The sequence below is a fragment of the Pseudomonas sp. ACM7 genome (assembly GCF_004136015.1).
Lineage (GTDB): Bacteria > Pseudomonadota > Gammaproteobacteria > Pseudomonadales > Pseudomonadaceae > Aquipseudomonas > Aquipseudomonas frigoris.
Map to the genome: position 1 here is coordinate 4258553 of NZ_CP024866.1, position 12943 is coordinate 4271495.

The 12943-nt window shown below is 56.5% G+C and carries 14 protein-coding genes and 1 pseudogene; 9 read left to right on the forward strand and 6 right to left on the reverse strand.

All coding sequences use genetic code 11. The annotated features are described in order from the left end of the window. Window positions 1-157 precede the first annotated feature (157 nt). Window positions 158-1489, forward strand: a complete 1332-nt coding sequence (locus CUN63_RS20200) for an MFS transporter (protein ID WP_129441880.1) — start codon at window positions 158-160, stop codon at window positions 1487-1489. A gap of 68 nt (window positions 1490-1557) precedes the next feature. On the opposite strand, the gene CUN63_RS20205 is transcribed toward CUN63_RS20200, so the two are convergent. After that, a complete protein-coding gene (locus CUN63_RS20205; RefSeq protein WP_129441881.1) occupies window positions 1558-2046 on the reverse strand; it encodes a DMT family transporter in 489 nt (162 codons plus the stop codon). A 77-nt stretch (window positions 2047-2123) separates the two neighbouring features. Here CUN63_RS20205 and CUN63_RS20210 point away from each other — a divergent pair, with 77 nt between their 5' ends. The 6 genes from CUN63_RS20210 (at window position 2124) to CUN63_RS20235 (ending at window position 6846) form a co-directional block, all read left to right on the forward strand. After that, window positions 2124-3035 carry a LysR substrate-binding domain-containing protein gene (locus tag CUN63_RS20210; protein ID WP_129441882.1) on the forward strand — a complete coding sequence of 304 codons (912 nt, stop codon included), beginning with the start codon at window positions 2124-2126 and terminating at the stop codon, window positions 3033-3035. A gap of 405 nt (window positions 3036-3440) precedes the next feature. Beyond that, complete coding sequence (fos, locus tag CUN63_RS20215; protein WP_129445122.1) at window positions 3441-3857, forward strand: fosfomycin resistance glutathione transferase; 417 nt, start codon at window positions 3441-3443, stop codon at window positions 3855-3857. A gap of 62 nt (window positions 3858-3919) precedes the next feature. After that, window positions 3920-4558, forward strand: a complete 639-nt coding sequence (locus CUN63_RS20220) for a LysE family translocator (RefSeq protein WP_129441883.1) — start codon at window positions 3920-3922, stop codon at window positions 4556-4558. Window positions 4559-4643: 85 nt separating this feature from the next. Beyond that, window positions 4644-5993 carry a GGDEF domain-containing protein gene (locus CUN63_RS20225; RefSeq protein ID WP_129441884.1) on the forward strand — a complete coding sequence of 450 codons (1350 nt, stop codon included), beginning with the start codon at window positions 4644-4646 and terminating at the stop codon, window positions 5991-5993. 117 nt (window positions 5994-6110) lie between these two features. Continuing rightward, window positions 6111-6269, forward strand: coding sequence for a KGG domain-containing protein (locus CUN63_RS20230; RefSeq protein ID WP_129441885.1), 159 nt, complete (start codon window positions 6111-6113; stop codon window positions 6267-6269). 73 nt (window positions 6270-6342) lie between these two features. Next, the gene (locus tag CUN63_RS20235; RefSeq protein WP_129441886.1) at window positions 6343-6846 is read left to right on the forward strand and encodes a DUF4142 domain-containing protein; all 504 of its coding nucleotides are present in this window, start codon (window positions 6343-6345) and stop codon (window positions 6844-6846) included. A 45-nt stretch (window positions 6847-6891) separates the two neighbouring features. Here CUN63_RS20235 and CUN63_RS20240 read toward each other — a convergent pair whose 3' ends face one another. Next, the gene (locus CUN63_RS20240; protein ID WP_129441887.1) at window positions 6892-7302 is read right to left on the reverse strand and encodes a low affinity iron permease family protein; all 411 of its coding nucleotides are present in this window, start codon (window positions 7300-7302) and stop codon (window positions 6892-6894) included. A gap of 300 nt (window positions 7303-7602) precedes the next feature. Here CUN63_RS20240 and CUN63_RS20245 point away from each other — a divergent pair, with 300 nt between their 5' ends. After that, window positions 7603-8688 (forward strand): type I restriction endonuclease, encoded by a 1086-nt coding sequence (locus CUN63_RS20245; protein WP_129441888.1) that lies wholly within the window; start codon window positions 7603-7605, stop codon window positions 8686-8688. Between the two features lie 49 nt (window positions 8689-8737). On the opposite strand, the pseudogene CUN63_RS20250 reads toward CUN63_RS20245, so the two are convergent. The 3 genes and pseudogenes from CUN63_RS20250 to CUN63_RS20260 form a co-directional block, all read right to left on the reverse strand. Continuing rightward, window positions 8738-9795: pseudogene (locus CUN63_RS20250) on the reverse strand (transposase domain-containing protein). Window positions 9796-9909: 114 nt separating this feature from the next. Beyond that, window positions 9910-10449 (reverse strand): AidA/PixA family protein, encoded by a 540-nt coding sequence (locus tag CUN63_RS20255; RefSeq protein WP_129441889.1) that lies wholly within the window; start codon window positions 10447-10449, stop codon window positions 9910-9912. Between the two features lie 124 nt (window positions 10450-10573). Next, window positions 10574-11077 carry an inclusion body family protein gene (locus CUN63_RS20260; protein ID WP_033061388.1) on the reverse strand — a complete coding sequence of 168 codons (504 nt, stop codon included), beginning with the start codon at window positions 11075-11077 and terminating at the stop codon, window positions 10574-10576. A gap of 445 nt (window positions 11078-11522) precedes the next feature. On the opposite strand from CUN63_RS20260, the gene tam reads away from it, so the two are divergent. Beyond that, complete coding sequence (tam, locus tag CUN63_RS20265) at window positions 11523-12293, forward strand: trans-aconitate 2-methyltransferase (protein ID WP_129441890.1); 771 nt, start codon at window positions 11523-11525, stop codon at window positions 12291-12293. A gap of 79 nt (window positions 12294-12372) precedes the next feature. Here tam and CUN63_RS20270 read toward each other — a convergent pair whose 3' ends face one another. Further along, a complete protein-coding gene (locus CUN63_RS20270) occupies window positions 12373-12714 on the reverse strand; it encodes a hypothetical protein (RefSeq protein ID WP_129441891.1) in 342 nt (113 codons plus the stop codon). Window positions 12715-12943 lie beyond the last annotated feature (229 nt).

A 12943-nucleotide genomic window follows, 5' to 3' on the forward strand; every position in this document is an offset into this window, starting at 1 on the left:
GCTCGCGAATGCGGTTTGACATTCAGCATTGATGTCGACTGACACGCCGCCTTCGCGAGCAAGCCCGCTCCCACAGTAAAAGCGTTCACACCCGAATATCTCAACCAGACAACAAAAACAATCGGACACCCACGGGCAGTCCGCCTGGAGAACCATCATGAGCCTTAATGTACTGGAGGCGGGCGCAAGCCCTTCCGTTAGCCACGACGAAGAAAAAGCCCTGGTCAGCAAAGTCGCCTGGCGACTGATGCCGCTGATCATGGTCTGCTACCTGTTCGCGTTTTTCGACCGCATCAACATCAGCTTCGCCAAGTTCCAATTGCAGACCGACCTGAGCCTGAGCGACACCGCTTACGGCCTCGGCGCCGGGCTGTTCGTGGTTGGTTACGTGATCTTCGAAGTGCCGAGCAACATGATGCTCTACAAGGTCGGCGCCCGGCGCTGGATCGCCCGGATCATGATGTCCTGGGGCCTCGCCACCGCGGCCATGGTCTTCGTCAATAGCGAATGGCAGTTCTACGCGCTGCGCTTCGTCATTGGTGCGATGGAAGCAGGTTTCGCCCCAGGCGTGCTGTATTACCTGACGCTGTGGTTCCCGCAGCACTATCGCGGACGCATCACTTCGATGTTGTTTCTGTCGTCGGCATTTGCAGGTCTGGTCGGCGCACCGATCTCCGGGCTGGTGCTGCAGCACCTCGACGGTTTTATGGATATGCGCGGCTGGCACTGGCTGTTTCTGCTGGGCGGCGTGCCTTGCATTGGCCTCGGCTTGCTGGTGCTGACGTTGCTCAAGGACCGCATCGAAGACGCTCACTGGCTGACACCGTCAGAGAAGACGCTGCTGGCCAGCCGTATCGCGCACCATGAACCGCACAAGAGCGGTGGCTCGTTGCTCGCCGCACTGCGGATTCCGGGTTTCCTGACCCTCGGGCTGATCTACTTCCTGATTCAGGTGGCGTCCTACGGCTTGAACTTCTGGGCCCCGCAACTGATTCGCAGCGCCGGCACCGAGAGCCCGGTGATGATCGGTTTGCTGACCGCCATCCCTTACATCTGCGGCGCCATCAGCATGGTGGTGATCGGGCGGTTGTCCGACTCGACTGGCGAGCGGCGCAAGTTTGTCGCAGGTCTGGTTGCGGTGGGCGCGGTAGGGTTCTTCTGTGCGGGTATCTTCGCTAACCACACGACCTTCCTGATTGCCGCGCTGGGCTTGCTCGGTGCCGGGATCATCGCCTCCATCCCGAGCTTCTGGACCCTGCCGCCCAAACTGCTGGCCGGTGCTGGCGCAGGGGCTGCTGGCGGGATCGCGGTGATCAACACCCTCGGCCAGTTCGGCGGCATCGTCAGCCCGGTGATGGTGGGGCGGATCAAAGACCTGACGGGCAGCACCACGCCGGCACTGTATGTCATCGGCGTCGCTGCGCTGATCGCCGTCGCGCTGCTGCTGTGGGGGTTGCCGCAGAAGCTGCGCACGCTCGACAAGTTTTAAAAGTTTCGCAGGCTACGCCAGTTTCTGCATCGACCACGCATCGCTGCAGGCGCTGGCGAAGGCTGCGATCAAGACGTTGCTGTTATCGCTTTTTCCAATGTGCCACCGAACTGAATCAACACCACTCCAGCCATTAACAACACCGCCCCAAACACCCGCGGTACTGTCATCTCCCGCTCCACCAACCCAAACCACCCGAAGTGATCCAGCACTAGCGACGCCACCACCTGTCCCGCCAGCGCCAAAGCAATAAACCCCGATGCCCCGAGTTTGGGCAGCAACATCAGCGCCAGCGAGATGAAGCACACCCCAAACGCACCACCGGCCCACATCCACAGTGGCGCCTTGCTGATGAACGCCAGCGACGGCAACGGCAAACGCAGCGCCAACATAACCGGCAACAACACCACAATACTCACCAACAACGACGCGAGGGTTGCCCACAACGGATGACCCAAGCCGCGACCGAGGTTGGCGTTGATCGCGCTTTGAAAAGGCACCACCGCCCCGGCTATCACGGCCAGCAGCAACAGCCCGGCCCAATGCAACGTACTCATGATAAATCTCCAACAGGTTTTGCTGGACTCTAGAGTATTCGTCGCGCAGATTTAAATTCCAAATAGCTATCAAGAACATGCATCAGATGAATGATCTGCGCCGTGTCGACCTCAATTTGCTGGTGATCCTCGACGCCTTGCTCAGCGAGCAACACGTGACCCGTGCCGCCGAGCGCTTGCACCTGAGTCAGCCGGCCGTCAGTCATGCCTTGGCGCGACTACGTGATCTGCTTGGCGATCCTTTACTGGTGCGGGCGGGCGCAAGTCTTGTACCAACCCCACGAGCCCTGGAGTTGATGGCACCTTTGGCCGAAGCCCTGGCTCAGGTGCAATCGCTGCTGGCACCGAATACTTTCGATCCGGCCACCGCCAAGCGCACGTTTCGACTGGCGATGTCCGACTATGGCGCTGCAATCGTCCTGCCGGGGTTGATACGGACCTTGCGCCGGGAAGCGCCGGGCATCGATCTGCAAATCAGCCATGCCAGCCGCGAAGGCATGCTCGAGGGGGTGCTCAACGGCGACATCGACGTGGCGGCAGGCGTCTTTCCAGAATTGCCGAACGAGTTGCGCAGCACTCCGCTGTTCGAAGAGCACTACGCCTGTCTGGTAGACCGCAACAGCCTGCCCACCGATGGCGTGCTCGACCTGCCGACCTACCTCGCCCGCCCCCATGTCCTGCTGGAAATGCGCGGCAGCGGCACCCCGGAAATCGAACGGGCCCTGACAGCCCTGCGTGAACGCCGTCGCGTGGCGATCAGCCTGCCGCACTGGAGCGTCGCCCCGGAGTTCATCAGCGGCACTGATCTGATTCTTACTGTTGCTTCCCGAGGGTTGCTGAACATCGATGAGCAGTCGTTGATCGTGGTCCCGCCGCCGTTTCACATTCCGTCGTTTACGTTTGTGTTGGTTTGGCACAAGCGGCGGGGTGGGGATCAGGCGTTGAACTGGTTGAATGGGCGGATTGAGGAGGGGATTGGACGCGGTTGATGACGCAATACTGTTCACTTAAACGTGGTATTTCAGGTATGCCTGCATTTGTGGCAAGGGGGCTTATCGGAATGCCACAGATTTCTCGCTCGCCTCAAGATTTTCTTAAGCGAACAGCATTGTGGTTGATGACGAGCATTTTGGTTTGAAAGCGGCGCATCAGCTGATGTTTGTCACCCACTTGCTTAAAACCGCTTTCATTTCTTTTGGACTCGCGAAATCACCGCTATCCGCTTCACTCAGCGCTTGCTGGATTTCGTCGAACATCAAGGTCTGGTGTGCTGAGTGTCTGTGCGATATGTCTGTTGTATGAAACGCATCGCTGTGTCTTTTGGTTTTAGGCTTTTCCACTGCTTTTACGCTCCAGATACCGTTGGTTCAGAAAATACCCTCGAGGAAATAAAATTGCTAACAGGCCTCAACCACCTGACCCTCGCCGTCACCAACTTGAACCGCAGCGTGGCGTTCTATCACGATCTGCTGCAACTTCAGCTTGAAGCCACGTGGGACACCGGCGCCTATCTCTCGCTGCCGGGTCTATGGTTGTGCCTTTCCCTCGATCCACTGCGCAACTCCGAATCCGCCGCCGATTACACCCATTTCGCCTTTAGCATTAACGCAACAGACTTCCCGCTCTTCGTCGAACGCCTGCGATCCGCCGACGTCCAGGAATGGCGTGATAATCGGAGCGAAGGCGCGTCCTTCTATTTCCTCGACCCGGATGGGCACAAGCTCGAAGCCCATGTCGGTAATCTCGAATCGCGTCTGGCAGCCTGTCGGCAGCGGCCCTATGCGGGAATGAAGTTCTTCGACGATCAGTAAGTCGGGTCCCGGAGACCTGAGATAGACTTGCGTGCATTCACCCCGGCTCAACAGGACTTCCAATGACCCCATCGCTGCTAATGGCTGTTCTCGCCTCGGGCTTTATCTACGGCATCACGCCGGGGCCGGGTGTGTTGGCGGTGTTCGGCATCGGTGCGGCGCGTGGTCGGCGGGCTGGGGCGGGGTTTCTCTGCGGGCATTTGCTGGGGGATGTGGTCTGGTGCAGCACTGCGCTGATCGCAATTGTTGGTGCACGGGAAATCGGCAGTACCGCGTTCGATGTGCTGGGTGTGCTCAGCGGGTTGTATCTGTTTTGGCTCGGTCTGCGTGCGGTTCGCGCTCGTCGCAGCAGTGTCGAAGCCCCTCAAGGCCCGGCGCGGCAGCCGTTCTGGCACGGCATTCTGTTTGGCCTGACCAATCCGAAGGCTTACCCGGTGGCGGTAGCGACTTTTACGGCGCTGCTGTCCAGTCGTGCCGAATTGCTGCACTGGTCGATGCTGCCGTGGCTGATTGTCCTGAGCTTCGTCGGTGGCCTCATGGCCTACGCTATCCTCATTGGCATTGTCGGTGCGCGGCAGGTGCGCATGTTGTACCAGCGCCATGAGCTGTTGATCACCCGGTTGTGTGGGGTGATGTTTATCGGATTCGCCATCAATGCCCTGGCGCATGCATTGCCGGGGCTGGTGACGAACAAGGCGTGAGGCTGATTGCAAGGAGGCGTCAGTTGTACTGATGGGTCAGGGAGGGTTCTTTATTGCTGCATTGGCCGGACACGCTCACCGCACTATGGCAACCAGAAATTCCGCGCCGTTGGCGAGCTTCATCGATCTCTTGCTGGACGCCGTCTGTGCGGTCGACAAACAAGGTCGCTTCGTATTTGTCAGCGCGGCGTGCGAGCGTATTTTCGGTTATACCCCCGAAGAGCTGATCGGCCAGCCGATGATCGACCTGGTGCATCCCGCCGATCGTCAGCGCACCCTCGATGCCGCGCGGGAGATCATGGGTGGCGACCCCAAGCTCAATTTCGAAAACCGCTACCTGCGTAAAGATGGCCGAGTGGCGCACATCCTCTGGTCGGCGCGCTGGTCGGAGGTCGACCAACTGCGCATCGCCGTGGCACGCGACATCACTGAGCGCAAGCAGGCCGAATCCCGACAAGCGGCGTTGTATGCGATTTCCGAAGCGGCCCACGCGGCGGAAGATTTACTGGCGCTGTTCAAACGCATCCATTTGATTATCGGAGAATGGCTGCCGGCGCTGAATTTCTCCGTGGCGCTGTATGACGAACACTGTGCACAGCTGAATTTCCCTTATCACGTGGACGACCTGGAGCTGCAACCTGAGCAGCCCGGAACGATCACCGGACGTCTCTGCGCCGAGGTGATTCGCAGCGGTCAGCCGATTCTACTGACCCCGGATCAGGACAATTTGCCGGAAGGGTTTGAGGCGCTGGTCGCGGGCCAGCATTCGCCTTGCTGGCTGGGTGTGCCGTTGAGTTCACAAAACGGCACCATCGGTGCGCTGATCGTTAAAAGCGTGCCCGGTGGTGAGCGCTACACCGAACAGGACAAGGAGCTGCTGCAATACGTTTGCGCCCAGGTCGCCACAGCGATTGAGCGCAAGCAATTGCATGCCAGACTGCAGCGCATGGCCCAGTACGACCAACTGACTCAACTGCCCAACCGAGAGTTACTCCGTGACCGGCTTAAAGACTCACTGACGCTGGCGCGGGCGGATTCCGGGCGTATGGCATTGCTGTATGTCGACCTCGACCGTTTCAAAGAAGTCAACGACACCCACGGCCATGCGGTCGGCGACATGCTGCTGCAAGCGGTCGCCAATCGGCTCAAAGGCTGCGTGCGCGAAACTGACACGGTGGCGCGCATTGGCGGTGACGAGTTCGTGGTGTTGTTGCACAGCATCCGCGCCTCGGAAGACGCCGACAGCGTGGCGGGAAAAATCCGACAGGTCCTGGCTCAACCCCTGCGTCTGGACGGCCACAGTCTGAGCATCCAGATGAGCATCGGCGTTGCGCGATACCCCGACCATGGCACTGAAGAAAAGCAGTTGTTCCGGCATGCCGATGAGGCCATGTACGCCGCCAAGCGCCAACATCACCAGCGCCTCGGGGCTTGAAAAATCTGCCACCGTTCGTCGCGGCGATTTCAACTTTTCTAAACCTTTGCGGCGATCGAAATTCTGATTCTATGCGGGCTCCTGCTCGCCGCGATCATCACCAAGAGGTAGAGAATCATGCCTAATTCAAGAAACTCGAACTCGGGAAACTTCGCCAACGATCGAACGAAGGCGTCTGAAACCGGTCGCAAAGGTGGGAAAACTACCACCACGACTGTCGATAAAGACCCTGTGAAACCCGACATGGGCCGCAAAGGTGGTCAGAAATCGAAATAGCGGTGAAGGTAGTTTTGATTGAGAGGCGGGAGCGTAAGCTCCCGTTTGAATTTTTTACGAGGAGGGCGCGACCATGAGCCGGATGGCCACCCGATTACGCAATGCCAGTTTTGCTATGTTACTGGGCCTGTGTGCCAGCAGTGCCTTTGCCCAGTCCCCCGCCGAATTCATCAACGAAGCATCGGCCAAAGGCATGGCCGATATAGAAGCCAGCCGCCTGGCGCATCAGAAAACCGAATCCAAAGAGGTCAAGGACTACACCATCGTCGTTATCAACGACCGCACCACCGCCAACCAGCATCTGGCGAAAATCGCCAAGCAACTGGATTTACCGGTGGCCCCGCGCGAAGAGGTCGTTGATAAAGCCAAAGCCTTGATGCCGGACGTGAAGGACGGCGCGAGCTTCGACCAGGCCTACGCGGCCAGCCAGGTGAAAACCACCCAGGAAGCCATCGAACAGCTTCAACAGGAAGCGCAGACCACCGACGTGCCTGAAATCAAAGCCTTCGCCGAAGAAATGTTGCCAAAACTGCAGAACCATCTGCAAATGGCCAAGGCGCTGCAAGCCAGTCGATAGCTGTCAGGTTGCGCGGGTGACCTCGGGCCGCCCGCGATCCTCCAATCAGCTTTGATTCAAATCCTGCTTACCTTTTTCCTGGACGACGGTGCCGTCCAGGGAAATCGTTTCGCCCTCGCCAAGTTTCCGATACTGCTTTCTCAGCGCTTCCAGCTGCTTTAGGTCCAATGCCTCAAGCCCCAGCATCGCGTTCTGCGCCTCCTTCGTCACCCGCAGCAACTCATCGACCTTCAAGTGCAAAATGTCCGTGTCGCGGTTCTGGGTGTTCTGGATCAGGAACACCATCAGGAAGGTGATGATGGTGGTCGACGTATTGATGATCAGCTGCCAGGTGTCGTTGAAGTGAAAAATCGGCCCACTCAGACCCCACAGAAAAATCAGAATGATCGCCCCCATGAACGTCTTGGGGCTGCCCGCCCACAGGGCAAGTTTCTGAGCGACTTTTGCGAATTTCATTGCCGTGTTCCTTATAGGGATGCGCCTGATTTTCAGACAGCACGGGCATGATGAAAATTCTGATTAAATTCTGGATTCAATGAAAAGCCGGTAGCTAGTACCTCGGTATTTTGGAGGAGCTGCCGGGACTACGATCTGGCGATCTTGTAGGACGAATTGAACCGGATATGGATGGAAGAAATCTCTGTTGTTCCCAATTCTTGGTTGGATTCTTTCTTTGTGCCGGTTTGTGTCTAGTATCAAAGGCAATCAATTTGCCAGCATGCAAACACACGGATCGAACCAGATAAGAGGCCACTCATGGAATTCTTCGAAAAGTTAGCAAGCTTAGCCGCCAAAGTTCGTTTGCAAGGCGCTGCCATTAAGACGGAAGAAGCGACCAAGAACGCGTTTGTCATGCCATTTATCAGCACGGTGCTGGGCTACGATGTCTTCGATCCGACGGAAGTAACTCCCGAATTCGTTTGCGATATTGGAACGAAAAAGGGTGAAAAAATTGATTACGCAATCATGAAGGGAGGAGACGTTCAAATCCTCATCGAGTGCAAAAAAATTGGTGAGTCGTTGCACATCAATCACGCCTCTCAATTGTTTCGCTATTTCCACGTCACCAGCGCCCGAATCTCTATCCTTACCAACGGTCAGGTCTACAAGTTTTTCACCGACCTGGATGCGCCCAACAAGATGGACGAGAAGCCATTTCTTGAACTCGACCTTCTGGATATCGACGAGTATTCCGTCCCCGAATTGGTCAAGCTCACCAAGTCAGCCTTCGATGTGGATTCGATCATCAGCGCCGCAGGTGAGCTGAAGTACGTCAGCCAAATCAAAAAGGTCATTGCTTCGCAGGTCAGCAAGCCTGATGACGACTTTGTGAAAGTGTTCGCTTCGCGTGTATACGAAGGTGTGATTACTCAGAAGGTCCGTGAGCAGTTCCATGAGCTAACGAGAAAAGCCGTGGTGCAGTTTCTCAACGACCAAATCAACGACAGGCTCAAGTCGGCCATGAGCGGCGCCATTCAACCCGCGTTGGCCTCTTTACCGGTTTCTTCCAGTGGTGCTGAGCAGCCGGATTTGCGAGACGAGTCAGAGGACAAGGTTCTGACCACCTTGGAAGAGCTGGAGGGATATCACATCGTCCGTGCCGTCGTTCGGTCTGTTGTCGATGCGAAGCGGATTGTTCAGCGCGACACCCAGAGTTACTTCGGCATTTTGCTCGACGACAACAACCGCAAACCGATCTGTCGTCTGCACTTCAATCGTTCACAGAAGTACATCGGTATTTTTGACGAAGAAAAGAATGAAACCCGGCACGCAATAAATTCGATAGACGATATCTACGAATACTCGGATCACTTGAAGAAGACTGTTGGATATTACGACTAACCGAGCTTGCTCGGCGCGAAAAAAAACCGGCCATCGCGGCTAATGCCAGTCAGTTAAGCTGACTGGCATTTTTGTTTTTTATCGGATACTTCGGGGATTTAAGCCTGATAGCCCGGGGATAAACGCGCTCCTCTCGTCGATGAGGCAGAACGTAATGCAGGGCTGAAGCATGCAGCTCGGCCAGGTATGTGGGGATGTTCCCGGAACGGTCGGCCGAGACGCTGTTGATAAAGCCGAGGATCGCCCAGGTGCAGGCGGTAAAACTCATTTCACATGGGTAAATTCCGGGACAATGGCGGCTCATTTCCACCATCTGATAGCGCAACAAGTTGTAGCCCAACAACACACCCCACAACTCCTGCTCGATCATCTCGGGCGTCTTGCTGCGCAGCGTGTAACTGCTGTTGAGCAGTGTCTGTTTCATTTCCAGAAAGCCTAATTCGATCTCCCATCGCTGGCTGTAAAGGTCAACGATTTCGTCGGACGGGAAGCGCAGTGGGTCGACCATCGAGGTCAGTATCTGACACACCTTGCCCTTGACGGTTTTACTTAAGAGTCGTGCGGTCAGGCGCTCCGGCAGCCCCGGCCATTGCTTGCGGGCCTGCGGCGAAGTGCTTAAAGAGGAAAACCGGTGTCGCCATGCTGGTTGCTGGCGGAGTCATAGCGCGCCCGATTTTCCGGCGTGTCGGGCGTGCGCCAGACGACGCCATCGACGCCCAACAAACGCAGACCGGCCCAAGTCGGATGACCGGCCGCCTCATGCTAACTTTTCTGGGGCAGATCGAAGACTTGTCGTACAGCTTCGCTGCCTAATCTCTGGCGGGCCTGGACTACGGCGCTGGGGGCGACCAACGGGCGCTGGCCCGGCAGCATGATGTTCATGCGACTGACCACATCCCAGGCCGACATGCGCCGGAAGAACGCCATGGAGATCACGCACCAGAGCATCATTTCCAGCGGCAAACGGCGCTTGCGCAGCGTCGCCACACCGGCCTGTTCAAGCGCCTGCTCGACCAAAGAAGGATCGAGTAAGGAATCCAATCCCTCGATGGCGTTGGGGGTAGAGGCGATGTTGTGGGTCAGTTCCAGTGCCCGAGCGAGACGCATAAAAAATCCGATGCCAGTACAGGCATCGGATTTTGATTTCTTGCGGCCAAAGGTCAAGCGAGAAGGCTTAACTGATCGGCATTAGCCCTTGAGGCCGGTTTTTTAGGCGTCCATTCACTCCGCCAACTTCACGTCCACCGACCAACTGAAGTACCCCAATGCCTCGCAACTTTTATTGATCAACATGAATTTCAGTTCGCACGACGCCACCCCAGCCGCCAATTGCGTGCAGTGCCAGTAATGATCATCGGCCGTATGGCTGCCCGGTTGGGTTGGGTTTTCGGGGTCGGGTGCGGGGACTGTCAGGTCTGTGTGGACCACCAATTCAGGCGGTGAAAGGACCCCGGCATTACCTACATGTATCTCGTAGAACACCACGCTGTGTTCGGCGAGCAAGCTGACGGTCCTGCCACGGATTTGGAAGTTCTTTCCGTTATTGGCGGTAAGCGTCATTAAGCTGTCATTAATTGTACTTTGTGTTGGTTTTGTGCCGCTGATGGCAAAGATGAAGCCTTCTTCAATCTCGGTCGGGTTTTGCGGCTCAAGACTGGGTTGTGGATAACGTGAAAGCAGTGATTCGGCATCGACGATCAGCAGCACATTATTGGCTGGCGCGATACTCGCCGAGGGGGAGGCAATCGGTTCGGAAGTCATCATGGATTCCTTTCATGATGTTGATTCAAGACGGCAGCCGCATCGGTTCAAGCAAGGCATCCCGTCCCGGCCGAAGCGGCAACGAACTCGGTAGACCCCTCGTCGCCAAGGGGCCTGGTCATCGTCAGTTACGGATGGTAATGAACGGATCCCACGAGCAGCAGCCTACGATCTTGCAGTCGCGATCAACGATCAGGAAATGGAAGTGGTAGGTCACGCTACCGCACGAAAGTGTTTCCGAAGACCAGTAATGGTTATCAACTTTCTGGCAGCTTGGAACCGACGGGTTGCTGGTGTTGGGAACGGCAACGCACGCTGTAGCCTTGCGGGGCGTGGGTGTGGAGATCAACTCGTTGCCGACGTTGCCAACAAACTTGTAGAAAATCACTGCAGTCTCGAAACTCTGCGACAGACTGGTTTCACGCCAGCGAATCAAGTCGCCTACCTGGGCTTTTAAGTTAAGTTCGCCACCGGCCTGGCCGCTGACCACGTTGTTCTGATTGGTCACCATGTACACATGATTGACGTCGATTAACGTCGGCGAGGCAGGGTTTTTGCTGATGTTCGGGTAGTTTTTCAGAATGGTTTCAGTGTCGATTGAAACAAGTACATCCGTGACTCGAGACATAGTAAAGCTCCTTGTTCATAGTGAATGCTTGGCATCTTCCAGGCACAACAACGCTTGCTTGCCTTACGGCCGTTGCGAACACACTACGGGCGGAACCCACCTGTCACGGGCATGAGCTGGCCTTGCTCCTTGCGTGCAAACTAACGGGTTCGGGTTCCTTCCGACGGGCCGCGATAGGACTATAGATGTGAATTTTAGGCTGTCAAAATTGCTTGGCTTCTAGTTCGACGAACGGTCGATTTGGTTATGACTTCAGAAGATTTTGCGATAGAAATGCTCATTCAAATCCTCTTTGTGCGTTTGGTCCCGTGGGTATCGCAACGAGGGGTTGGGTTACCTGACACCTTTCGCCATAGGTCGGATAGGGCAGAGCGCACCGGTCGAGGTATCGTAGCGAACCGGTTTTCCGCCTCTTGCTACAACAACGCACCGACAGGAGAACGCAATGAGTTGGTCCTCCAAACAATACGTCGCCTTTGAAGATGAACGCACACGCCCCGCGCGTGACCTGCTGGCCGCGATCCCTGCTGTGGACGCGCGCTCGGCAATCGACATCGGTTGCGGCCCCGGTAATTCGACCGAGTTGTTGGTTGAGCGCTTCGCCAATGCCACGGTACGTGGCTTGGACAGTTCGACCGATATGATCGACGCCGCCCGCAAGCGCTTGCCGCAGGTGCAATTCGATACGGCTGATATTGATACCTGGAACGAAAACGGCCCGTTTGATGTGATTTTCGCTAACGCGGTGTTGCAGTGGGTTCCCGACCACGCGAAGTTGCTACCTGCACTGGCGAGCAAGCTGGCCCCTGGTGGCAGCCTGGCGATCCAGATGCCGGACAATCTCAACGAACCTTCGCATCGCTTGATGCGCGAAGTTGCAGCCGATGGCCCATGGGTTGGGAAACTGGCGGGCGCCGCCGGGCAGCGGACAGAGATGGCAGACGCCAGTGGTTATTACTCGATGCTGCGAGCCCACTGTTCCCGTGTCGATGTGTGGCGCACGACTTACCATCATCCACTGGCTGGCGGCGCGTCTGGTGTGGTCGAGTGGTTCAAGGGCAGCGGTTTGCGGCCGTTTCTCGATCCGCTGGATGCGGCGGAGCGGGCGCAGTATCTCAAGCAGTATCAAGCGGCAATCGAACTGGCCTATCCGCCGTTGGCCGATGGTTCAGTGCTGCTGCCGTTCCCACGGTTGTTTATCGTTGCGACGCGCTGATGCGTTAATGAAAAAGGGACAGATCCCGCTCTTTTCGTCTGTCCCTTTCGCGTACCAATGGCCGAGAATTCCGTCGTAGCTAGGCGTCAATCAGCTGATCAATCAAAACCGCGTTGCTATAGATCAAGCTTCCATCACTCGCGCGATGCCCGACCAGATGGAACTGACCACGTTCGTTGTGTATATAGACGCGCATCTGGCAGTCGGACAAGGGGGCGTATCCCTCCGGCAATTGCAACTCCAGTGTGTCCATGTCGACATCCACCATGGCTTCACGCTCATGGGTCTTCTGCAGGCGTTCTTCTGCTTGCTCCAGACCCAGATGGAGGGGGCCATCGACGTAAAAATGGATTTCACCCATCGGGGTCGACTTTTGTTCTCCGTTGACTTTGCACCAGCCTTCGATCGTCAAGGCACTCATGACGAAATCTCCGTTGTGGACGGCTGGACGCTATCGCCCTTGGCCGTCTTGTCTGACCGCTATGCATAGGCGAGGATCTTTGCGGGCGCTTTTAGCCGATCTTTGCCTTCCGTAATCAGACCTAATTATAGCTGGCAACCGGACCTCGCTTGCTCGACGTGTCGTCCAGACGAGATGTGTTGCTGAATAGTTACAGCTATATATAGCGAATAGGTTTCAAGTAATGAAG

What these genes read in the sequence shown, in the direction of transcription:
- CUN63_RS20200 (WP_129441880.1), top strand. Translation starts at nt 158, where the DNA reads ATGAGCCTTAATGTACTGGAGGCGGGCGCAAGCCCTTCCGTTAGCCAC.
- CUN63_RS20205 (WP_129441881.1), bottom strand. Translation starts at nt 2,046, where the DNA reads ATGAGTACGTTGCATTGGGCCGGGCTGTTGCTGCTGGCCGTGATAGCC.
- CUN63_RS20210 (WP_129441882.1), top strand. Translation starts at nt 2,124, where the DNA reads ATGCATCAGATGAATGATCTGCGCCGTGTCGACCTCAATTTGCTGGTG.
- CUN63_RS20220 (WP_129441883.1), top strand. Translation starts at nt 3,920, where the DNA reads ATGACCCCATCGCTGCTAATGGCTGTTCTCGCCTCGGGCTTTATCTAC.
- CUN63_RS20225 (WP_129441884.1), top strand. Translation starts at nt 4,644, where the DNA reads ATGGCAACCAGAAATTCCGCGCCGTTGGCGAGCTTCATCGATCTCTTG.
- CUN63_RS20230 (WP_129441885.1), top strand. Translation starts at nt 6,111, where the DNA reads ATGCCTAATTCAAGAAACTCGAACTCGGGAAACTTCGCCAACGATCGA.
- CUN63_RS20235 (WP_129441886.1), top strand. Translation starts at nt 6,343, where the DNA reads ATGAGCCGGATGGCCACCCGATTACGCAATGCCAGTTTTGCTATGTTA.
- CUN63_RS20240 (WP_129441887.1), bottom strand. Translation starts at nt 7,302, where the DNA reads ATGAAATTCGCAAAAGTCGCTCAGAAACTTGCCCTGTGGGCGGGCAGC.
- CUN63_RS20245 (WP_129441888.1), top strand. Translation starts at nt 7,603, where the DNA reads ATGGAATTCTTCGAAAAGTTAGCAAGCTTAGCCGCCAAAGTTCGTTTG.
- CUN63_RS20255 (WP_129441889.1), bottom strand. Translation starts at nt 10,449, where the DNA reads ATGACTTCCGAACCGATTGCCTCCCCCTCGGCGAGTATCGCGCCAGCC.
- CUN63_RS20260 (WP_033061388.1), bottom strand. Translation starts at nt 11,077, where the DNA reads ATGTCTCGAGTCACGGATGTACTTGTTTCAATCGACACTGAAACCATT.
- tam (WP_129441890.1), top strand. Translation starts at nt 11,523, where the DNA reads ATGAGTTGGTCCTCCAAACAATACGTCGCCTTTGAAGATGAACGCACA.
- CUN63_RS20270 (WP_129441891.1), bottom strand. Translation starts at nt 12,714, where the DNA reads ATGAGTGCCTTGACGATCGAAGGCTGGTGCAAAGTCAACGGAGAACAA.